Genomic DNA, 21244 nt, shown 5'->3' with positions numbered 1-21244 from the left:
GTCCCCAGAGGTACAGTCATCACCCCCTACTCCCCCTACTCCCCCTACTTCCCCTGCTCCCCTACTCCCCTGCTCCCCTGCTCCCTCTCTTCTTGCCATTTTTCCAATAAATCAGGACGACGGGAAGCAGTGCGTTCAATTTGTTGTTGAAAACGCCAACGAGCGATCGCTGCATGATTACCACTTAGTAGCACATCTGGGACTTGCCAACCACGAAAATTTGCCGGACGAGTGTACTGGGGAAAATCCAACAAATATTCCTCAAAACTTTCCGTCTTCAGAGATTCCTCCTTACCCACAGTTCCCGGAAGCAGACGCACCACACCATTAATCAAAACCATCGCAGGAATTTCTCCCCCCGTTAGAATAAAATCCCCCAAAGAAATCTCCCGATTTACCAAATTTAGCACCCTGTCATCTACCCCTTCATAATGACCACAGATCACAACCAACTGGTCGTAATTCGTGGCTAATTCGCGCAGCAAGGGCTGATTCATCGGTTGTCCTTGGGGACTCATCAAAATCACATTTCGACGGGGTAGAATCGGCAAAGACTCCACAGCCGCAAAAATTGGTTCTGGCTTCATCAACATTCCCACGCCACCACCATAGGGTTGATCATCCACCTTATGATGCTTATCCGTAGTAAAATCTCTAGGATTAACTAAATGCACTTGAGCAATCTGTTTAGCTAAAGCCTTAGCCAATAAACCAGAACTGAGAATTGACGTAAAACAGTCAGGAAAAAGTGTAACTATATCAAAACGCACAGTAATTCGTATTCGATAGAACTAATTTTAAGGGGAGATACCTAGCCAATACCATAACTGATAACCTAGCATGGATTTAGGAGTCGGGAGTCAGGAGTCAGGAGTCAGGAGTTCAGGAGTCAGGAGTCAGGAGTTAGGAGTCAGGAGTCAGGAGTCAGGAGTCAGGAGTTCAGGAGTTCAGAAGTTCAAGAGGAAGAAGAATCGTTTTCACCAATGACAACTGACCACTGACAACTGACCTCAAAAGTTTTTCTAATTACTTAATTTATGTTTAAATATTGTCACTACTAAATTTAAATTAATAATCCCACCAAAGTTAACAACTTCCGGGATACATCCAACTAGCCTCAGAAGTAAGAGTGTCAAGACCGACTAAATCCTAAGTCCAGAAGGGAATTATAGTTAATTTAGCACTATGAAAGCCATCTGGAAAAAGTAGATAGGTAAAAAACAAGATGCTGGCCATGAGAACGACGGACATGAGAAAATTGAGGCATCGTGTGCGTCAAACAGTGTCCTCTCATCAAAGCCAAAGGCAAAAATTAACAAGCACCAAACCTTGTTCAATTAACCTGAAGTTGTTGACTCCCTCAAGCAGAAACACAATGCCGCAGTTAGAAGTTAAATCGCTGGAAATGAGGACACCCCAAGCTACTAAAACCGCCGTACTGGTTATCGGAGGCGCAGAAGATAAAGTTCATGGACGTGAAATTCTAAGAACTTTTTTTGTTCGCGCTGGTGGTAACAAGGCGTATATTACAATAATTCCATCAGCCTCTCGTGAGCCTGCCATTATTGCTGGTAGGTACGTTCGCATTTTTGAAGAAATGGGTGCGGAAAAGGTTGAGATATTAGACATTCGGGAACGGGAACAATGCGAAAATCCTGAGATTAAAGCATCTCTTGAAGCCTGTAGTGGTGTCTTCTTGACAGGAGGAGACCAACTGCGTCTTTGTGGAGTCCTGTCCGACACACCCGCAATGGAAATTATCCGCCAGCGGGTAAGAGCCGGACAACTGACTCTAGCAGGAACCAGCGCTGGAGCAGCCGTGATGGGACATCACATGATCGCAGGTGGTGGTAGTGGTGAAACACCAAATCGTTCCCTGGTGGACATGGCAACAGGCTTAGGATTCATTCCTGAAGTTGTCGTTGACCAACACTTCCATAACCGGAATCGGATGGGGCGACTAGTTAGCGCGATCGCTGCTCACCCAGATAGATTAGGTATTGGTATAGACGAAGATACCTGTGCCGTGTTTGAACGCGATGGTTGGCTACAAGTTATGGGCAAAGGCAGTGTCACCATTGTTGACCCTACCGAACTTACCCACACCAACGAACCTAACGTTAGTGCTAACGAACCCTTAACCGTACATAATTTAAGACTACATATCCTCAGTTACGGAGATCGTTTCCATCTTTACCAACGTACTGTTTTACCTGCTGTGCATCGCATCTCTAGCTGACGATAGGAAGATATAGAGTATCTCAGGTTACACTGAGTTGACCCCATGTTGATTTCTTCCTCTAGAGTTTAGATCAATTCCACCTCAGAAGGAAAAACTGCTTCAAATGCCAAATTTAGCGGTCAGTTCCAGCAAAAAACTAGAATTTTGGTTACGAATCTCCATCTACCTATTCCCATGAGAATCCTCAAGATCCAGACCTTACGCGGCCCAAATTACTGGAGCATTCGACGGCACAAACTGATCGTTATGCGCCTAGACTTAGATAACCTTGCCGAAACCCCCTCAAATGAAATAGCTGGCTTTTATGAAGGATTAGTAGAGGCACTGCCAAGTCTAGAGGGTCACTACTGCTCCCCAGGCTGTCGTGGTGGTTTTCTAATGCGGGTGCGAGAAGGCACCATGATGGGTCATATAGTGGAACACGTAGCCTTGGAACTCCAGGAATTAGCGGGAATGCACGTAGGTTTCGGTCGCACCCGTGAAACCGCCACACCTGGAATTTACCAGGTAGTGATTGAGTACCTAAATGAAGAAGCGGGTCGCTATGCAGCCCGGGCAGCAGTCAGGCTATGTCAAAGTATTATTGACCGAGGACGTTATCCCAAAGCCGAACTAGAGCAAGACGTTCAAGACCTCAAAGACTTTTGGCGTGATGCGTCCCTTGGCCCTTCCACAGAAGCCATTATCAAAGAAGCGGAGAAAAAAGGTATTCCTTGGATGCCTTTACCAGCTAGATTCTTAATTCAATTGGGCTATGGTATCCATCAAAAACGGATTCAAGCCACAATGACCAATAACACAGGCATTCTGGGTGTAGAACTAGCTGGTGATAAAGAAGCTACTAAACGGATTCTTGATGCCAACGGCGTACCAGTCCCCAGAGGTACAGTCATCAATTTCTTTGATGATTTAGAAGAAGCCATTGAATATGTTGGCGGTTATCCCATCGTGATTAAGCCCTTAGACGGCAATCATGGACGAGGGATCACCATTGATATCCGCAACTGGGAAGACGCAGAAGCAGCTTATGAAATGGCTCGACAAGTCTCGCGCTCAATCATTGTTGAGCGATATTATGTAGGACGAGATCATCGAGTATTAGTCGTTAATGGCAAGGTAGTTGCTGTAGCAGAGAGAACTCCTGCCCATGTCGTGGGTAATGGCAAATCTACAATTACAGAACTAATTGAAGAAACAAACCTTGACCCTAAACGTGGTGACGGACATGATAACGTCTTGACGAAAATCGAACTAGACCGTACCAGCTACCAACTCCTAGATAGACAAGGGTACACCATCAATAGTGTGCCACCCCAGGGAGAAATTTGTTATTTAAGAGCTACAGCTAACTTAAGTACAGGTGGTAGTGCTGTAGATCGCACAGACGAAATTCACCCCGAAAATCGCTGGTTAGCACAACGGATAGTGAGAATTATCGGCTTAGATGTGGCTGGTATAGATATCGTGACTTCAGATATTAGCCGTCCCTTAAGAGAATTAGACGGTGTGATTGTTGAAGTCAATGCTGCTCCAGGTTTCCGAATGCACGTTGCCCCCAGCGTTGGCATACCCCGCAACGTAGCCGGCGCAGTTATGGATATGCTGTTCCCCAACGAACAATCTAGCCGCATTCCTATACTTTCAGTTACAGGTACGAATGGCAAAACCACCACGACTCGCCTGTTAGCCCATATTTATAAGCAAACTGGTAAGGTTGTAGGCTACACAACTACAGATGGTACTTATATCGGTGATTTCTTAGTAGAATCGGGAGATAATACAGGACCTCAAAGCGCCCATGTTATCCTTCAAGATCCGACCGTAGAAGTAGCCGTATTGGAATCGGCTCGCGGTGGTATTCTCCGCTCTGGGTTAGGTTTTGAAAATGCTAATGTAGGTGTGGTATTAAATGTGTCTGCTGACCATTTAGGCATCGGCGATATAGATACTATTGAGCAATTAGCCCATCTGAAAAGCGTAGTTGCTGAAGCTGTTTTCCCCGATGGTTATGCGGTACTCAATGCCGATGATCACCGAGTTGCGGCTATGGCAGAAAAGACTAAGGCCAACATTGCCTACTTTACCATGAATCCAGACTCGGATCTGGTACGGAAACATATCCAACAGGGTGGAGTAGCCGCAATCTATGAACATGGTTATCTGTCTATTGTCAAAGGTGATTGGACGCACCGCATCGAAAGGGCAGAAAATATTCCCTTGACAATGGGTGCAAGAGCGCCATTTATGATTGCTAATGCTTTAGCCGCTAGTTTGGCAGCTTTTGTTCAGGATGTCACCATTGAGCAAATTCGCGCTGGTTTAAGAGGCTTTCGTGCTTCTGTAAGTCAGACCCCAGGCCGGATGAATTTGTTTAATTTGGGTAAATACCATGCTTTGGTAGATTATGCCCACAATGCTGCTAGTTACGAGGCTTTGGGGTCATTTGTCCGCAACTGGACAACGGGACAGCGCATTGGTGTAATTGGTGGTCCTGGCGATCGCCGTGACGAAGACTTTGTTACTCTAGGTAGATTATCAGCAGATATCTTTGACTACATCATTGTTAAGGAAGATGATGATACTAGAGGTAGACCTCGTGGTTCAGCTTCAGATTTGATTGTTGAAGGTATTACCCAAGTTAAGCCTAATTACCGCTTTGAATCAATTTTGGATGAAACCACAGCTATTAACAAAGCCTTAGATATGGCTGCTGATGGTAGTTTGGTAGTAGTTTTGCCAGAAAGCGTCAACCGGGCTATTAAGTTAATTAAAATGCGGGGTGTACAGGAAGAAGTCCAGCCTCAGCAATCAATTAACAATGATTCCCAAAATGGGATAGCATCTTCTTCTGTGGTTAATACACTGATTTAGGAGCATCTCTTGTTTGTAAATTGCCCTCAGACTAATTCATAATTTAAGTCTGGGGGTTAATTGACTGTAAGTGAAAAGCTAATAAGAGGTTTTATAAATATTTCTAGTAATTCAAAATTGTTCAAGTTTGTAACCCATTTTATAACCTAGAATCTTTAAGATTATTCATATGTCAAACTCCCAAAGACATTTATAGATAAAACACATTCATATTATTAAGTATTTGGCGATAGAATATGTGTAAGTCTTTAATACACTACCAAATACGTTGTAAAATATCCTCTGAACTTAATAATTTTGAATATTTTAGAATGAGAGATTATCAAGATGATCAGCAACAGTTCAAGTCCATTACGACTACGTATTTGGCGACCTTGCCGATGGAATAAGGAATATCTGGATACCAAGGATAATAGTTTAGCAGATATGGGAGCTTACCAGGAGTGCCTCTACTCTTGGGAACCTTTCGGAGATCCCTTTGGTTCAGTGACCAGCAGTGAGCAAACTCAGCGACTACGAGAAGAATTAATGGAAAAATTTGCACTAGCAAAGCCAGTTCAAGAACGTGGAATTGAACAGTTCAAGCAAGTTATCATCGTGATAGATGAAATATTGTCTAATAAATATGAATCATCTTGGAGTGACTCAGAAGAATCTAGACAATTATTTAATGGTGAGAGTATAAACCTTCGTCAACATCAACTTCTGGCATTACGCCAGCATATTCAGTGGGTGTGTGATACGTTTGTTAATGTTCCAGATGTGAATGTATCATTTCAGTAAAAGAGTAAGCTGATGGAATTAAAATTGCTTAGTAAAGAAGATGCGATAAAATACATTGCCCAAATAGGTAAGAATGGAGAAGATTTTGCAATATATCTTGGTGAAGATATATGTTTTGGGCGTGATCAATGGGTAAATGTTGGGACTATCAAATTACAACCAGGACGAAAAAGCCAACCTACAGGGGAATCCATTGACATAGAAGCTACATATGATGAACTTTGTGCTGCTAAATTTGGTGGATTTGAATGGCAAATGCCATCCTCAGAAGAACTGGATCAGAATGTTTTAAAATGTCTTGATGACCATAAATATAAAGAGAGTGTTCAAAAGGCTTTTAGGGAAGGATTACAGGATGTTTTGCGAAGGACTTGTCTACTTTTACCAATTTTTGATGTAGAAACTATTGCCAAAATTCCTTTACGGAAACCACTCACAGTTGTTACAGATACGTCAGCCGTCCACCAAGGAGGTCTTGATTTTTTATCTCGATTTCTTACACCTTGGGTAAGAATTAAAGTACCAGCAATAGTTCATATGGAAATAGTCACACAAGTGGATAACTATCTTTCTAAAATTCGCTGGAATAATGAAAATAAAAACAAAACTAAGAATAATCCTGCAACACTTCGTCAACATCTTCTTAGTCAAGGAGGTCAAAGAACTTTACTTCGTTTAGAATTACATTCGGATGCAGAAATAGAACGTGGTGATTTAGGTGCTGATCCCCTACGAGGTATTGTGACACCTAGTAGTGATTCTGAAGATAAAGCTTTAGGGTTACAAAATGTAACTAGAAGTTTTGCTGATCGTCTAATTTTAGAAACTGCACGACGCTTTCAAACACTAGTTCGTCCAGATCATAAACTTGCCCTTCTAACTAGTGATCAAGGTCTAGCTAGAATGACGATGGCAGAAGGAATGGATGTCTTCTTTTTTGAATCTCGTTCTGTTCCTAAGTTCGATAATAGGAAACTGACTGGTGCTATTTTTCATCCTTTCAGTCAAGAAATATATACAGTACCACTGACAGATGTTCTTTGGGAATTAGCTGTATCATTTGGTTGCCTTCGCTTGCACAATTCTCATACTAACGAGTCATTAGAGCTATGGGGAATACCTAGTGGGGAATATACTTGGCAACCACTTCACGTCAAAGATGATCTTCTTTGGGGAAACTTTAACTCTGAAACATCCCCAGCAACAATAGATAATACCTCTAACTCACTATCAACAGATATAGAAAGACCAGATCAAACTGATGTAGTCTCTAGCCAAAATATAGAAACAATAGTTAAGGGATATGGATTTAGTCCAGATCAGATGTTTGTGCTGATGAAAATGTTAGTAGACAAGGGAGAATTAACTAATCAAGAAGCTCAAGATAAATTAGGATTAAAACATCAAGATCGTTACAATTCGTATAAAAATTTTCTGAAGAGTGGTTCATTTGTTGAAGTTAATGATAGCCAAATCATCTGTACGGAATTACTGAAATCTCTATGGCAAAGTGTAGTGAATGAAGAGCATATTAAAGTTTTATTTTATTTGAAGAAAATACCATCATTTGAAGAACTATATAACTATGTAAATCAAGGTAAGAGTGTTGAATATAGCACATTACCAATTTTAAATAAAGCAAAATCAACCTATATCAAGCTCGGTGAGGCGGCTTGTGCTTGGTTGAATATAGAAAACAAAAGAATTGTTGCCACGAATAACATACCTGATTTACCAGAGTTTGCTAATTTAGCAGTAGAGGTTTATAAATCAATTCGTTCACAGGGAGACACAGAATGGATACTTACTGGACAATGGTTAGAAGAATTAGCCATTAAATATGCTATTCATCCCTTATCAGCTAAAAAATTGGTGAAAGAAGCACAAGAACAACACTTAGTTAATGTCTATGCGGAAGGATCTACTCCAGATACTCGTTTTCAACAACACGATTTGTGGATAATTAAGACAAGTGACGGACTTCCCCAGTTAGAAAGAGTTTATCTATATCATGGAGATTTTCTTATACCTGGTACATCTGCTGTACGTATCAAGCTAGAAGGAGTTAAAGATGCCTCTTGAAAATCTATTTACAGATGAGGTGATTGCTAACATACAAGAAGAGCAACCCAAATTGCTTTATAAGAAGTTTGGTGTATTGAGCAACCCTTTTCCCAGTGCTGGACAAACCAGTGGTCATCCGCATATGTCAACAGAAGCAGATGATCAGGTTGATGCTGCGGTAAAGACATTTTATTCAGATCGTAAATCTCATGTAATTTCAATAACTGCTAGTCAGGGAATTGGCAAGACGAACCTTCTGAATGCTTATGAAAATGCTTTGCATGAAAAACTTTCTCAACATGGATTTTTTGTGATTAGATACGTTCCAGATCCAGAACCATTTTTTGATCCACTTATTAGGTCTATATTTGAGAATTTGGGAGAAGACTACTTACGTCGTTCAATTAATACACTTGCAAAGAAAAAAGAAGAGATAGATGATACTGATAAATTATTAGAATTTGTGCGAATGAGCGAAATTAAAACAATGCTGAAAGCTCTTTTGGCGGTTGTTGACTCAGAAGAAAAATTAAGTGAACGCCTATCTTTAGCATATCAATGGTTGTTAGGATTACCTGTCAGAAAATCTCATCAAACTGAACTGGGAGTCAATTTTCGTCTAGATACTGTAGAAGCAAAAACGAGAGCATTACGAGATATTGTATATTTAGGTTCAGAAATGAAAACCTTAGAAGGTATTTTTATTCTTCTTGATGAATTGGAAAAACAGAATGGGAGCTTATCAAAAACTATTGTTTTAAGATATTTATCTGCTCTGCGGGCTTTAATTGATGCACTACCTAAATATCTTTTCTTAATGGTTGCTTTAACTACAGATGCCCTTGAACGTTACCGTGAGATGCTTCCAGCTATTAGAGGTCGTCTTGCTAATGAAGTTCAGCTTTTACCTATAAAAAATGATGAAGAAGCTGTAGAATTGTTCAAATTTTACTTAGAATATGCCAAAAGAGAAGCCAAAAATTTTGTACAAGATATACAATTGCAACCTGGAAATGATGTAATTTTACGTGAAAATGATGCTCAATTAGTATTTTATAAATTGTTAAAACAGGGCAGTAATGTTCAAGGTGTACGTCAGCGTGATTACTTAAATGCTCTCTATGAAGAAGCCAATAAATCTATAGAAGCTATAGAAACATCTCGATAAACGATATTTTTTTAGATAGCACGCTCTATTATTACTCGATAACAAGAAATACATTGAAGCACCAAAAGAAGTTAAGCCATTTTCATAACATCTGGTTAATGGCTTAACTTCTTTATAAAATCTTCATAAACGTAAATTTCATTCAATGGAGAGGGGGAGATTCGAACTCCCGGAAGCTTTCACTTCATCCGATTTCAAGTCGGACGCATTCGACCACTCTGCCACCTCTCCGGATTATTTGCCAGAAATGTGTAACACAAAAACTGACAAATAATATCATAACATATAATTACAGAATTGGCACTACTGAAAGAGAAGAATTATAAAAAACTTCCTCAGTAGCGATTTGGTAATCCTGATTCACCCAAACTAGAGAAGCTTTTGTTACCAAACCATCCTCCAAAGTAACCAGAGAAAAATTCCGTAACTTCATCCCGTCTTGTTGAATAATCCGGGGGACAGTGGCGGCGTTGAGGTAAATAGTTCCTTCTGGACTTCTAAACACAGCCTTGCGTTGCAGTTTCTTAGTATGGCGCAGGGTGCGGTGCATATGACCAAAAGCGACTAGGGAAACAGTTTTCTTGAGGTTGAGACTTTGAGAAATTGCTTCCGCTAAATCAGGATCACCAAAATCACCACCGATAGGATGCCAATCTTTGCCACAAGGGTCCTCAGCGCGATCGCCTAAACCACTTGGTCCATTGTGTCCTAGAAAAATAATATGATCACAAGTAACACTTTTTACTACCTTAACAATTTTATCTGCGGATTCCTCCAAACTAGAGACACCATAGCGTTCTTGACACATTTCCGCAAATCGCCACTCCGGTCCTCCCCAGGTAAAAGGACGACCACCTACCACAGTTAAATTCCACTGAGGAAAATCTAACTTACCATAACCGACTTGAGCAGATCCTAATAAATCTAGCTGTTCCTGTACCCAGTCTTCCTTGGTGCGGTCATAAGGACATTTTTTGCGTCCCCATTCAGTCGCCGAGTACCAGGCATCGTGATTGCCCATTACGGCTGCTTTGGGAAGGTCTAGGGATGCGATCGCTTTTACCACTTCCACCGACTCATTCCCGAAATCACCGACAAATAGCGCCAAGTCAACACCGAGATGTTTGAGCGCTATGCCGTCCTCTACTTCCCATTGGTCGTGAACATCGCCAATTACAGCAATTTTGATAGGTTTTGATTGATTTTTCTGACTGGTCATGCCACTTTAAAAAGCCGTATATCTCCAGGATATGAAACTCCACCGGATTTGGACATAAATTGATGGAATCAATCCCTCACTCTTTTTGGTAAAAACTACTATAATTAAATTCATAACGTAATAATTTGTAATTAAAAGCAGTTTTTAATTGTGTTTACAACTACACTTACTCAACCAAAATCAGGCATTTTACCCTTAGATTTATTTGCCGCCATTGCGGATCTAAAAACAGAACTAAATGCAGTGATATTAGCCCACTACTATCAAGATCCTGATATTCAAGATATTGCCGATTTCATTGGCGATTCCTTACAATTAGCCAAAGCCGCAGCCAATACCAAAGCCGATGTTATTGTCTTTGCCGGTGTTCACTTCATGGCGGAAACAGCCAAAATCCTCAACCCTGATAAATTGGTGTTATTACCAGATATCAATGCAGGATGTTCTTTAGCAGATAGTTGTCCTCCCCAAGAATTTGCGGAGTTCAAAGACGCACACCCAAATCATTTAGTCATTTCCTATATTAACTGCTCGGCTCAAATCAAAGCCATGAGCGATATCATCTGTACCAGTTCCAACGCTGTGAAAATTGTCCAGCAAATACCTGAAGAATCAGAGATTATTTTCGCTCCAGATCGGAACTTGGGACGGTATGTAATGGAACAAACCGGACGGGAAATGCTGTTATGGCAAGGTAGCTGTATAGTCCATGAAACCTTTTCCGAAAAGAAAATAGTGCAGTTAAAAATTACACATCCTCACGCAGAAGCGATCGCACACCCTGAATGTGAAACCAGCGTCCTCCGCCATGCCAGTTATATTGGCTCTACAGCCGCCCTACTCAATTATTGTCAAACCAGCCCTAGTCAAGAATTTATCGTCGCTACAGAGCCGGGAATCATTCACCAGATGCAAAAATTAGCGCCAAACAAACACTTTATTCCCGCACCACCGCAAAGTGATTGTAACTGTAACGAATGTCCATTTATGCGGCTAAACACCCTAGAAAAACTGTATTTAGCCATGAAAAACCGTACCCCAGAAATTACCCTTCCAGAAGAAACCCGCATAGCCGCACTGCGACCCATGCAAAGAATGTTAGAAATGAGCCAATAAATAGGGCTTGTGGAAAAAGTCTTTTCGTGATATGGCAGCGTAACGTAAGTCATGGGCTAGTAGTTCGTCAAATTTATTTTGACGGGTAATAATAGGAAAAACTTCTGTTTTCCCTCCCCTACTCCCCCTACTTGCCTTTACCCGTCAATTAGTTCTTGACAGACTACTAGGAGTCACTCGATTTTGGATTGACTCCACCCTAAACCCGGATTTCTCGCACATAAAGAGACAATAGGAGTCAAAAACTGCCAAAATCTATATTGCATAAATATTCTAGCAGTTTAAGCAATTTCGGCTATATTGTTAAAATTAGACTTTATTCAGCCCTGTCCCTACTTTGAAGCGTGGTTTTAGCTGTCTCCTGTTTTTTCAATGGTTTCAATCACTGCTAAACCTATACTCGAAGCGGCGATTAGCATGATTGGTGCTGATAAAAAGGCGATGGTAAGCATCTTGAGGGCTTGGTCAAAAAAAATATAGGTGGTCATTTGTTCACCTTCTGAACTGTATACAGCTACTAGGACGATCTAATTTTTCTTCACAGCCGGGTGGCTGAATTCCTGTAATCGTATCTTAACAAAACTTTAGCTCTTTCATGACACGATGACAAAGTTTTATTACTAAATATTTAATAAATGTTAACTACATTCGGTTAAGTACAACACTGAAAAATACGGGAAGTAAAAATTGGATCTATTTTTAGCTCAGTATTAATGTAGTTTTCATCGTTTTAATAGTTACTTGGTTTTTGGTGCTAACTATGGAACTCATGCTGTTCGAGATATGTACACAACGCCTATTATTAAAGCCCATATCAATGGCATATAAGACGGATATTTTTAGAGAATTTACGCAAGAAATAACAACTTATTTGTATGCAGAACCAGCAAACAAAATTCAGGATACTGAAAATTTTATTAATCAATCTTTACTAAATATGGAAAAAGGAGAAGAGTTGGTAATTGTGATTTTAAAGAAAGATTCTCAAGAGTTTTTAGGATGTAGTGGTATACATAAAATTAACAGTAAATATCCAAGATATGGAATTTGGTTGAAAAAATCTGCATATAAACATGGTTATGCCACAGAAACAATTGTAGCATTAAATTTATGGGCGGAAGAAAACTTAAATTATGAATATCTTCGATATGCTTTAGATCAAGCAAATACATCCAGCCGTAGAGTTGCAGAAAAAATCGGAGGTAAAATTGGTAAAGAATATGATGTAATTACCGCAAGTGGTAAAGTCTTGAATCTAGTGGAATATAGAATTAGCAAAAAACAAAATGTTGAATTTTGCTAATTAACAAATCATCCCAATAGACTAACCTATACAAGGTTGAATAGTAGCAATTACTGATTCTGCAAGACTTGGTAAATCATAACCACCTTCTAAACCAAACATAATGTTTTTGGTTATACCTAAACAGTATTCTGTAAATAAACCAAAATCCTCTGGTTGCAAATTCACACCAGCTAAAGGATCATTAGCATTAGCATCATAACCAGCACTCACAATCAATAAATCTGGCTGAAAATTGGTTAAAAACGGGATAATTTTCCCTTCCCACAAAGGTTGATAGACAGTAATATCACTACCAGGAGGAACAGGTAAATTTAACACATTATGATGTGAACCTTGTTGAGAAGCTTTCCCTGTACCGGGATAAGCTGGATATTGGTGAAGAGAAACATAAGCAATTTCTGAGTGAGTTTCTACTATTGCTTCTGTTCCATTTCCATGATGTACGTCCCAATCCAGGATAGCAACGCGCTTAACTTCGGGTTGTTGCAAAGCATAAAAAGCTGCTATGGCGGCATTAGAAAATAAACAAAATCCCATGCCTGTGTCACTTACCGCATGATGTCCAGGTGGACGCGCTAATATAAAAGATTTATCTGCTGTATTAAGAACTATATCAACTCCATCTAACCAAGCACTAACCGCCAATAACGCTACATCATAACTGCGGGGAGAAATGGGAGTATCCCCGTCTAAATAACCTCCACCGGAGGCAGCGATATCTTTAACTTTGTTAATATAGGTTGTAGGATGAACGTTTTCTACCCAAGACATTAAAGATGGTTTTAATGTGACGGGTGTAGGTAGTTTCCAGGTAATTTTCTCTGTAAAACTCGCAGTTTTTAAAGCATCAACTATTGCTGTCAATCTGGCTGGTTTTTCTGGGTGGTAGATTCCCGTTTTGTGATCTAAAAATTCGTCAGAATAAATAACTTGTAACATATATTTCTATACCCAAAATTTGAAATGTAAGTTAGCTGAAAGTCAAGAAACTGATTAAAATGATATATTACACCAATGGGTAAAGTATAGACATATAGATCCCCGACTTCTCAAAGAAGTCGGGGATCTAGAGGATAATTATAAGGGGTGATATGAATACTCTGAGTCTTAAACTTAAAGGTATGAGTTGCGCGTCCTGCGCTAATAATGTTGAACAGGCAATTTTAGCTGTTGCTGGAGTTATTGATTGTCATGTTAATTTTGGTGCAGAACAGGTAACTATTAATTATGAACCTAAACAAACAAATTTAGCCCAAATTCAAGCTGCAATTGTAGATGCTGGTTATTCATCTTTTCAGTTAGATGTAGAAGGTGAAGATACAGCAGCAACAGCGAGTAAATTAGCAGCAGAACAGGAACTTATTCTCAAGTTAAGAATTGGGGGTGTAATTAGCATTATTCTATTTTTCGGTTCTTTACCGATGATGACGGGATTACATTTACCTTTTATTCCCGAATTTCTTCATCATCCTTGGTTGCAATTAGTATTAACAACACCTGTGGAGTTCTGGTGTGGGGGATCTTTTTTCCATAATGCTTGGAAGTCTTTAAAACGCCGCACTGCGACAATGGATACTTTGATTGCTTTGGGAACGGGTACGGCTTATTTCTATTCTTTATTCGTGACGCTTTTTCCTGATTTACTTATTTCCCAAGGCTTAGAAATTCATGTTTATTATGAAGTTGCCGCAATAGTTGTAACTTTAATTTTGTTAGGGCGATTTTTTGAACATCGTGCTAGGGGACAAACTTCGGAAGCTATTCACAAATTGATGGGAATGCAAGCCAAAACAGCGAGAGTCATGCGAGATGGTTTAGAAATGGATATTCCCATTAATGAAGTAATAGTTAATGATTTAATTTTAGTTCGTCCTGGGGAAAAAATTCCTGTAGATGGGAAGGTAATTGATGGTAGTTCTACCGTTGATGAGGCAATGGTAACGGGTGAAAGTGTAGCGGTGAAAAAACAACCAGGAGATGAAGTAATTGGGGCAACAATTAATAAAACTGGTAGTTTTAAGTTTCAGGCAACACGAGTAGGTAAGGATACTTTTTTGGCGCAAATTGTCAAATTAGTTCAAGAAGCACAAGGTTCAAAAGCACCAATTCAAAGGTTAGCAGATCAGGTAACTGGATGGTTTGTGCCGGTGGTAATTTTCATCGCAGTTATTACTTTTATCATCTGGTTTAGTATCACAGGTAATTTCACTTTAGCAATGATGACAATGGTGGGAGTTTTAATTATTGCTTGTCCCTGTGCTTTGGGTTTAGCTACTCCTACTTCTGTGATGGTAGGAACTGGGAAAGGGGCAGAAAATGGGATTTTAATTAAAAGTGCTGAAAGTTTAGAATTAGCGCATAAAATAAATACTATTGTTCTCGATAAAACTGGGACTTTAACTCAAGGTAAACCTACAGTTACGGATTTTGTGACTATTAAAGGTACAGCAAATGGGAATGAACTTCAGTTATTAAAATTAGCTGCCAGTGTAGAACAAAATTCTGAACATCCTTTAGGGGAAGCAGTGGTAAAATATACGATCAATCAAGCTGTGAGTTTAGCTGATGTTAAGAATTTTTCAGCTATTGTTGGGAGTGGTGTCCAAGGAGTTGTATATGAACAATTAGTACAATTGGGTACACAACGCTGGTTGACAGAATTAGGAATTGATACAGATATTTTAGAACCACATCAAACAACTTGGGAAAGTGAAGGAAAAACTGTAATTTGGTTAGCAGTAAATGGTAATTTGGAAGCAATTATGGCTATTGCTGATGCGTTAAAACCTTCATCATTCACAGCAGTTAAAGCTTTGCAAAAATTAGGTTTAGAAGTTGTTATGTTAACAGGTGATAATCAACAAACTGCCCAAACAATTGCTGATCAAGTTGGTATCACTCAAGTTTTTGCCCAAGTGCGTCCAGATCAAAAAGCCGCGATGATTAAATCATTACAGCAAAGGAAAGTAGGGAATAAATCTCCAATTGTGGCTATGGTAGGAGATGGAATTAATGATGCGCCGGCATTAGCACAGGCAGATGTGGGAATTGCCATTGGGACAGGAACAGATGTGGCGATCGCTGCTAGTGATATTACTTTAATTTCTGGAGATTTACAAGCCATAGTGACAGCCATTCAACTCAGTCGCGCTACTATCAACAATATCCGTCAAAATCTCTTCTTTGCTTTTATTTATAATATCATTGGTATTCCCATTGCTGCGGGTATTCTCTACCCCTTCTTTGGTTGGTTACTTAACCCAATTATTGCCGGTGCAGCAATGGCATTTTCTTCAGTTTCTGTAGTCAGTAATGCTTTAAGATTGCGTAACTTTCAACCAGGAGTTAAATAAAAAGCAAAAGTAATCTTTAGCAATTAATTAATCATCTCAATCAAACTAATCACACGAATCATAGTTAAGACGGTACTGAATATAACTGTTTTTCTGGGTTGTTCATGATAGGAATAGATTAACCGCTTCACTGCAAGTGAACCCCTAAAAATGAACACCAATATAGATAATTTCAACTCAGTTCGTAAACCTAAAATCTTCAATCAATCAGCCAGTTTTATTGAAGGTTGGTATTGGGTATTACCTTCTCAATCTTTATTGGTAGGTGATGTCAAAGCTGTGACAATTTTTGGTAAGGATTTAGTCGTATATCGTGGTAAAGATAGACGTGCAGTTATCCTAGATGCTTATTGTCCTCACATGGGTACAAGTTTAGCTGAAGGTAAAATTGAGGGTAATGAATTACGCTGTGTTTTACATCGGTGGAAATTTGATGCCGAAGGTATTTGTGTGGATATTCCTAATTTAGATGAACCTGTATCTCTGAAAGCCAAAACTTGGCCAGTAGCCGAACAATATGGGATGATTTGGGTTTGGACTGGGGAAATTCCACAACAATCTTTACCTTTTGTTTTAGATTGGGAAAACCAAGAATTTGATTTTTCTCTCGGTTCGCAATTTACTATTGATTGTCATCCTCATATTTTACTTCTTCAAGCTATTGATACCCAACAAATTAATCTAGTTCATAAATTACCATTAAAAATGGTTTTGGAGAAACAAGAACTCAATCAAAATGCAATTATTTTTAGCACTATTACAAATATTAATGGCAAGTCATTTTGGCTAAATCTTTACCGACGGTTGTTTAAAAATTCTCTTAATTACAGTGTTTGTTATTGGTATGGGACAACAGGTATTGTTTCCTTTACTAATGAGTCTACCCAGCTACATATAATATTTACAACTCGGATATTACCAGGGGGAAAAACTGAAGGTCAAACCCTCATCATGTCCAAAAAACGAAAAGGGATGTTAGGAAAGTTAATTAATAAAGTGATGTTATGGAGAGGGAAAAAAATTAGCGATCGCTTACTCAAAACCAATGATAGAATTTTGCAAACCATGCAGTTTGATTTAAAAACTCCCCTGAAAGCAGATTTATCAATTATCCAATTTATTAACCATTTAGAACGACAAAAACCCCTAACCTGGGAAAGTTGGTTATTAGTGCGATCGCGGGAACGAGAAGAAGAAGTGCGTGAAGAGAGAGAAAAACGCGAAAAATGGCGCGATGAATTAGTTAATGACTAAAAAATCGAGATTTTGACAATAAAAATGAAGTGGACTTGCCACTTCATCAATTCCCAGGTAGAACCTAGATACAAGTATAACGACTAAGAATTTTTCAAATCGTATAAATACATACTAATTTTCATAAAACCTCGCGGTATGCGGGAAACTCAGTGGCTTTAGCCCTGAGAGGGAAGCGACACGAGTGAATTTATTCACTGTGGTATTTAAATGCTGATTTTTGAATGGATATAATCCCGGGAACCAGCAAACCCGTTCAAGTCCCCTCGCCCAACTAATCCAAAATGTCTTGTCTTTAACCAACGACTTAACAAACAGTCTTGCAGATAATCCGATAGCGTAGCGTGGCGTAAGCCATACTGGGGAAGTATTCGGAAGTGCGTATCAGGATTAGTCTCAATGGGCTAGTCGCTGCTTGCGTCGTAAAGTTTGTTCTTTACAAGCTCAATCCCTTTAGGGTTGAGTCAGTGACGTTTCCCCGTTAGTTTCCTATCCATTCCCTTTTTTGTAAAACTCTAATTGGGGCTTGCTGATAGCGTAGCATGGCTTTAGCCATATAAACTGAAAACCCAGATGTATTAAGAGTTTCAGTGTTAAAAAGTGAGTCAGGTGAAAAGAATAAGCATTGAAACTGTTTATTTACCTACCACTTTTCAGATTCGAGACTATTCTTATCTCCTTCTAATTCTTCCTCCTGACTCCTGACTCCTGACTCCTGACTCCTAGCCCTCACGAGAAGACTTTTTCAGCAAGCCCTAATTGATTAAGGTTCTACCCAACGTCCATCAGCTTTAATGAGATTAATTAATTCCTCTACACCTTGTGATTCTGGGACTTTTTTAATTTCTTCCCGACCACGATATAAAGAAATATAACCGGGAGTTTTGCCAACATAACCATAGTCAGCATCAGCCATTTCTCCGGGTCCATTCACAATACAACCCATCACAGCAATATCCAACCCTGTTAAATGCTTGGTAGCTTCCCTGACTACGTGCAGCACTTCCTCCAAATTAAATAGAGTCCGTCCACAGGAAGGACAAGCAACATACTCAACCATTGTTTTCCGCAAACCCAAAGCTTGCAGAATGCTGTAACAAACAGGAATTTCCTTTTCTGGTGCTTCTGTTAAAGACACGCGGATTGTATCACCAATACCATCAGCCAATAATGTAGCAATACCGGCTGTAGATTTAATTCTGCCATATTCACCATCACCTGCTTCCGTTACCCCCAGATGCAAAGGATAATCCATCCCCAAATCATCCATGCGTTTAGCCATAAGACGATATGCAGCCACCATGACAGGTACTCGTGAAGCTTTCATGGAAATCACCACATTATGAAAATCCAAAGATTCACAAATGCGAATAAATTCTATGGCCGATTCCACCATTCCTTCAGGAGTATCACCATAGGTAAATAGCATTCTTTCCGCCAAAGAACCATGATTGACACCGATTCGCATAGCTTTACCTTGATCACGCAAAGAAATTACCAGCGGTGCTAAAGTTTCGCGGATCTTTTCGCCAATTTCGTCAAATTCAGCTTTTGTATATTCAGTGCGACTGGTATTAGGTTTTTCAAATACATATAAACCTGGATTAATTCTCACCTTTTCAATATGTTTGGCGACTTCCAAGGCGATTTTCATACCATTGTGATGGACATCGGCAACAATTGGCACATCTCGGTAAGTTTTGATTAATTGTTGTTTAATTTCCGCCAGTGCTTTAGCGTGTCCCAGACTAGGAACAGTGACACGAACAATTTCGCAGCCTATTTCATGAAGACGACGAATACCCGCGACAGAACCATCAATATCCAGAGTATCTTCATTAATCATAGACTGTACCACCACCGGGTATCCACCCCCAATGGTGACATCTCCCACCTTTACAGGGCGGGTTTTGCGGCGTTTGATGGTGGTATCAAAGGCTGGTTGACTAGATGCAGTGTTGGTAATTTCCAAAGTCGGCAGAGTTTGCATAATCTAAACAGGTAGATTTTCTGTAGCTAAAATATCAGATTGCCAGGAGTTATATTTCTCAGATTGCCACAATTGAGGTTATTTTAGGTGATAAAGTGGAAAAGTAGGTGGTAAAAGTCCAGGATTTTACTAATAGCTGAATTTTTAATTTTGAATGATGCGTAAAACGATATGATATAAGACATCACTTCAGTCATCAAAAAATGAACGCTCTATGAAAACAGAAACCGTTCGCACGACCCTAACCATTCCCAGAGAACTCCTAGAAGCCACAGATAGAGCAGTTCTGGAAGGAAAGGCTAAGAGTCGTAATGATTTTGTCGCTCAAGCTTTACGAAGAGAATTAGCCTTACAGAAGCGATCGGAAATTGATGCCGCATTGGCTGAAATGGCTAATGATCCAGATTATCAGGCAGAGGTATTAAAGCTAGAGGTGGAATTTGCTACGGCGCAGTGGGAGGCGTTGCAGTTAGGGGAATCTCCAAGATGAGAAGGGGTGAGGTGTATGATGCACGTCTAGAGATGACTGAAGGCTCGGAGCAGGGAGGAACTCGTCCGGTAATTATTGTTAGTCGTGATGTGATTAATCTATCCAGCCCTGTAGTTTTAGCAGTACCTTGTACCACCTATCAAGATGGGAAGCGAGTTTACCCTACTCAAGTCTTGATTTTGTCACCAGATGGTGGACTAAAGAAAGATTCGATCGCTATGGCCGATCAGGTGCGTGTATTATCTAAAACCCGTTTTCTACGTTTAAGAGGAATTCTTTCTGAGGTGGTGATGGCACATCTAGAGCAAGCGTTATTAATTGCGTTAGATTTGCCAGGATGTGAATAACTTGATTAAATAGGGTTTGATGAATAAATCGAAAACTTAGATATATTAGGAGTTTCCGGGTTAAAAAAAGTGAATCAGGTGCAAGGAATAAGCGTTGAAACCATTCATTTACCTATCACTTTCTCAAATTTGAGACTATTCTTACCTCCTTCTAATTCTTCCACCTGACCCTTCGACAAGCTCAGGGCATCGCTCCTGACTGGTCACTGAGCGAAGTCGAAGTGCTGACTCCTGACTCCTGACTCCTCTAATTATTGTTTTTAATTTTTAAATGCTTACTTTTTCTCTGTTGTGGGAGAGGAGGTTTGAGCAAATTGGCTGATTTGATGCCAAATGTCTTGGGGAGTAATACCGAAGCCAAAGTATAATAACATAACGATAGCGGCGGAAATTATAGCTGTTTTAATGGTGGTTTTAATTAATTTCCAGAGAATGATAAAAACTACCCAAGCTACTATTAAGGTGATAATCATAGAGTTTAGGAAATAGGCATTGATACTGAGTTTTTTCCCGAAAAAACACCAAAATCAGGATAATAAACTATTATCAGGAAAAATTGCAACCTTCCGGGGCTAGATGCTTCTAATATATTTGTAAAGTGCGACTTTTGCACAGTATGGAAATTAGTTAGAAGTATGAACTACGAAATAGCACGGAAACTACTCATAGACCAAACAAGCAGTTTAGACAATCCAGATACTCTGTTAAGTCGTTTACAACAAGGTAAACCTCCTGTTCCTGGTCAAGTTACTTCCACCTTGTTGGCTTTGAAGGTGGTATTTGAGGCTTTAAAAACAGCACCCAATTTGGACAGAGAACTGGCTTTTGCTTTATATCAGTTGGCTGTGAAGGCGCAAAGATTTTTTGCTGCGGGAAGAAAAGCAGGTGTGGAGTGGCCTCCCCTACTTAATGAGGATTTAGTCCGTATTTCTCTGGGGGCTGAAAGTATTTTTTCTGGAACATGGCAAACTTTATGATTGCGAAATATAACAACCACCAAGGTGGTTATGAACTCCCATTGATAACAAAACTCCTGCTTTA

Annotated in this window: 19 protein-coding genes and 1 tRNA gene; 13 read left to right on the top strand and 7 right to left on the bottom strand. The window is 39.7% G+C overall.

Annotated features, from left to right (window positions below):
* Positions 1-44: 44 nt before the first annotated feature.
* Positions 45-770, bottom strand: a complete 726-nt coding sequence (gene trmD, locus FJR05_RS10610; RefSeq protein ID WP_168644067.1) for a tRNA (guanosine(37)-N1)-methyltransferase TrmD — start codon at positions 768-770, stop codon at positions 45-47.
* Positions 771-840: 70 nt separating this feature from the next.
* On the opposite strand from trmD, the gene FJR05_RS10605 reads away from it, so the two are divergent.
* From FJR05_RS10605 to FJR05_RS10580, 6 genes are all read left to right on the top strand, one after another.
* On the top strand, positions 841-987 hold the full coding sequence (locus FJR05_RS10605; protein ID WP_168644066.1) for a hypothetical protein: 147 nt from the start codon (positions 841-843) through the stop codon (positions 985-987).
* Between the two features lie 388 nt (positions 988-1375).
* Positions 1376-2239, top strand: coding sequence for a cyanophycinase (locus tag FJR05_RS10600; protein WP_096667964.1), 864 nt, complete (start codon positions 1376-1378; stop codon positions 2237-2239).
* A gap of 177 nt (positions 2240-2416) precedes the next feature.
* A complete protein-coding gene (cphA, locus tag FJR05_RS10595; RefSeq protein ID WP_168644069.1) occupies positions 2417-5113 on the top strand; it encodes a cyanophycin synthetase in 2697 nt (898 codons plus the stop codon).
* A 327-nt stretch (positions 5114-5440) separates the two neighbouring features.
* The gene (locus FJR05_RS10590) at positions 5441-5896 is read left to right on the top strand and encodes a hypothetical protein (RefSeq protein WP_168644065.1); all 456 of its coding nucleotides are present in this window, start codon (positions 5441-5443) and stop codon (positions 5894-5896) included.
* Positions 5897-5908: 12 nt separating this feature from the next.
* The gene (locus FJR05_RS10585; RefSeq protein ID WP_168644064.1) at positions 5909-7978 is read left to right on the top strand and encodes a hypothetical protein; all 2070 of its coding nucleotides are present in this window, start codon (positions 5909-5911) and stop codon (positions 7976-7978) included.
* Entirely contained in the window at positions 7968-9128 is a 1161-nt protein-coding gene (locus tag FJR05_RS10580) for a P-loop NTPase fold protein (protein WP_168644063.1), read from the top strand. Before FJR05_RS10585 ends, FJR05_RS10580 begins: the two co-directional genes overlap by 11 nt.
* A 146-nt stretch (positions 9129-9274) precedes the next feature.
* On the opposite strand, the gene FJR05_RS10575 is transcribed toward FJR05_RS10580, so the two are convergent.
* Together FJR05_RS10575 and FJR05_RS10570 are read right to left on the bottom strand one after the other, a co-directional pair.
* Positions 9275-9359 (bottom strand) — tRNA-Ser (locus tag FJR05_RS10575).
* 58 nt (positions 9360-9417) lie between these two features.
* On the bottom strand, positions 9418-10347 hold the full coding sequence (locus tag FJR05_RS10570) for a TIGR04168 family protein (RefSeq protein WP_168644062.1): 930 nt from the start codon (positions 10345-10347) through the stop codon (positions 9418-9420).
* A gap of 150 nt (positions 10348-10497) precedes the next feature.
* On the opposite strand from FJR05_RS10570, the gene nadA reads away from it, so the two are divergent.
* Positions 10498-11463, top strand: a complete 966-nt coding sequence (gene nadA / locus FJR05_RS10565; RefSeq protein WP_168644061.1) for a quinolinate synthase NadA — start codon at positions 10498-10500, stop codon at positions 11461-11463.
* A 350-nt stretch (positions 11464-11813) separates the two neighbouring features.
* Here the strand turns inward: nadA and FJR05_RS10560 are convergent, their stop codons facing one another.
* Positions 11814-11951 (bottom strand): hypothetical protein, encoded by a 138-nt coding sequence (locus tag FJR05_RS10560; RefSeq protein WP_168644060.1) that lies wholly within the window; start codon positions 11949-11951, stop codon positions 11814-11816.
* A 272-nt stretch (positions 11952-12223) separates the two neighbouring features.
* On the opposite strand from FJR05_RS10560, the gene FJR05_RS10555 reads away from it, so the two are divergent.
* Positions 12224-12766: a GNAT family N-acetyltransferase gene (locus FJR05_RS10555; protein WP_168644068.1), complete on the top strand. Its 543-nt coding sequence runs from the start codon at positions 12224-12226 to the stop codon at positions 12764-12766.
* 21 nt (positions 12767-12787) lie between these two features.
* Here the strand turns inward: FJR05_RS10555 and FJR05_RS10550 are convergent, their stop codons facing one another.
* On the bottom strand, positions 12788-13708 hold the full coding sequence (locus tag FJR05_RS10550) for a histone deacetylase (RefSeq protein WP_168644059.1): 921 nt from the start codon (positions 13706-13708) through the stop codon (positions 12788-12790).
* Between the two features lie 152 nt (positions 13709-13860).
* Here FJR05_RS10550 and FJR05_RS10545 point away from each other — a divergent pair, with 152 nt between their 5' ends.
* Positions 13861-16122, top strand: a complete 2262-nt coding sequence (locus FJR05_RS10545) for a heavy metal translocating P-type ATPase (RefSeq protein WP_168644058.1) — start codon at positions 13861-13863, stop codon at positions 16120-16122.
* A gap of 150 nt (positions 16123-16272) precedes the next feature.
* The gene (locus FJR05_RS10540) at positions 16273-17376 is read left to right on the top strand and encodes an aromatic ring-hydroxylating dioxygenase subunit alpha (RefSeq protein WP_168644057.1); all 1104 of its coding nucleotides are present in this window, start codon (positions 16273-16275) and stop codon (positions 17374-17376) included.
* 763 nt (positions 17377-18139) lie between these two features.
* Here FJR05_RS10540 and ispG read toward each other — a convergent pair.
* Positions 18140-19366, bottom strand: coding sequence for a (E)-4-hydroxy-3-methylbut-2-enyl-diphosphate synthase (gene ispG, locus FJR05_RS10535; protein ID WP_168644056.1), 1227 nt, complete (start codon positions 19364-19366; stop codon positions 18140-18142).
* 214 nt (positions 19367-19580) lie between these two features.
* Between ispG and FJR05_RS10530 the strand changes: the two genes are divergently transcribed.
* Entirely contained in the window at positions 19581-19856 is a 276-nt protein-coding gene (locus tag FJR05_RS10530; protein ID WP_168644055.1) for a ribbon-helix-helix domain-containing protein, read from the top strand.
* A complete protein-coding gene (locus FJR05_RS10525) occupies positions 19853-20203 on the top strand; it encodes a type II toxin-antitoxin system PemK/MazF family toxin (RefSeq protein WP_096668089.1) in 351 nt (116 codons plus the stop codon). The genes FJR05_RS10530 and FJR05_RS10525 overlap by 4 nt, the downstream gene beginning before the upstream one ends.
* Before the next feature lie 275 nt (positions 20204-20478).
* Here the strand turns inward: FJR05_RS10525 and FJR05_RS10520 are convergent, their stop codons facing one another.
* Entirely contained in the window at positions 20479-20676 is a 198-nt protein-coding gene (locus FJR05_RS10520) for a hypothetical protein (RefSeq protein ID WP_168644054.1), read from the bottom strand.
* A gap of 162 nt (positions 20677-20838) precedes the next feature.
* On the opposite strand from FJR05_RS10520, the gene FJR05_RS10515 reads away from it, so the two are divergent.
* Entirely contained in the window at positions 20839-21180 is a 342-nt protein-coding gene (locus FJR05_RS10515) for a Dethiobiotin synthetase (RefSeq protein ID WP_096668093.1), read from the top strand.
* Positions 21181-21244 lie beyond the last annotated feature (64 nt).

It is taken from the genome of Dolichospermum sp. UHCC 0259, from assembly GCF_009711935.1.
In the GTDB taxonomy this organism is placed as follows: Bacteria; Cyanobacteriota; Cyanobacteriia; order Cyanobacteriales; family Nostocaceae; genus Dolichospermum.
Note: the sequence above shows the minus strand (reverse complement) of the source record. Positions and strands in the feature narration are given on the sequence as shown.

Excerpts from the sequence above, each read along its gene's own strand:
- FJR05_RS10605 (WP_168644066.1), top strand. The coding sequence starts at position 841 with ATGGATTTAGGAGTCGGGAGTCAGGAGTCAGGAGTCAGGAGTTCAGGA.
- FJR05_RS10600 (WP_096667964.1), top strand. The coding sequence starts at position 1,376 with ATGCCGCAGTTAGAAGTTAAATCGCTGGAAATGAGGACACCCCAAGCT.
- cphA (WP_168644069.1), top strand. The coding sequence starts at position 2,417 with ATGAGAATCCTCAAGATCCAGACCTTACGCGGCCCAAATTACTGGAGC.
- FJR05_RS10590 (WP_168644065.1), top strand. The coding sequence starts at position 5,441 with ATGATCAGCAACAGTTCAAGTCCATTACGACTACGTATTTGGCGACCT.
- FJR05_RS10585 (WP_168644064.1), top strand. The coding sequence starts at position 5,909 with ATGGAATTAAAATTGCTTAGTAAAGAAGATGCGATAAAATACATTGCC.
- FJR05_RS10580 (WP_168644063.1), top strand. The coding sequence starts at position 7,968 with ATGCCTCTTGAAAATCTATTTACAGATGAGGTGATTGCTAACATACAA.
- FJR05_RS10570 (WP_168644062.1), bottom strand. The coding sequence starts at position 10,347 with ATGACCAGTCAGAAAAATCAATCAAAACCTATCAAAATTGCTGTAATT.
- FJR05_RS10560 (WP_168644060.1), bottom strand. The coding sequence starts at position 11,951 with ATGACCACCTATATTTTTTTTGACCAAGCCCTCAAGATGCTTACCATC.
- FJR05_RS10555 (WP_168644068.1), top strand. The coding sequence starts at position 12,224 with ATGGAACTCATGCTGTTCGAGATATGTACACAACGCCTATTATTAAAG.
- FJR05_RS10550 (WP_168644059.1), bottom strand. The coding sequence starts at position 13,708 with ATGTTACAAGTTATTTATTCTGACGAATTTTTAGATCACAAAACGGGA.
- FJR05_RS10545 (WP_168644058.1), top strand. The coding sequence starts at position 13,861 with ATGAATACTCTGAGTCTTAAACTTAAAGGTATGAGTTGCGCGTCCTGC.
- FJR05_RS10540 (WP_168644057.1), top strand. The coding sequence starts at position 16,273 with ATGAACACCAATATAGATAATTTCAACTCAGTTCGTAAACCTAAAATC.
- ispG (WP_168644056.1), bottom strand. The coding sequence starts at position 19,366 with ATGCAAACTCTGCCGACTTTGGAAATTACCAACACTGCATCTAGTCAA.
- FJR05_RS10530 (WP_168644055.1), top strand. The coding sequence starts at position 19,581 with ATGAAAACAGAAACCGTTCGCACGACCCTAACCATTCCCAGAGAACTC.
- FJR05_RS10525 (WP_096668089.1), top strand. The coding sequence starts at position 19,853 with ATGAGAAGGGGTGAGGTGTATGATGCACGTCTAGAGATGACTGAAGGC.
- FJR05_RS10520 (WP_168644054.1), bottom strand. The coding sequence starts at position 20,676 with ATGATTATCACCTTAATAGTAGCTTGGGTAGTTTTTATCATTCTCTGG.
- FJR05_RS10515 (WP_096668093.1), top strand. The coding sequence starts at position 20,839 with ATGAACTACGAAATAGCACGGAAACTACTCATAGACCAAACAAGCAGT.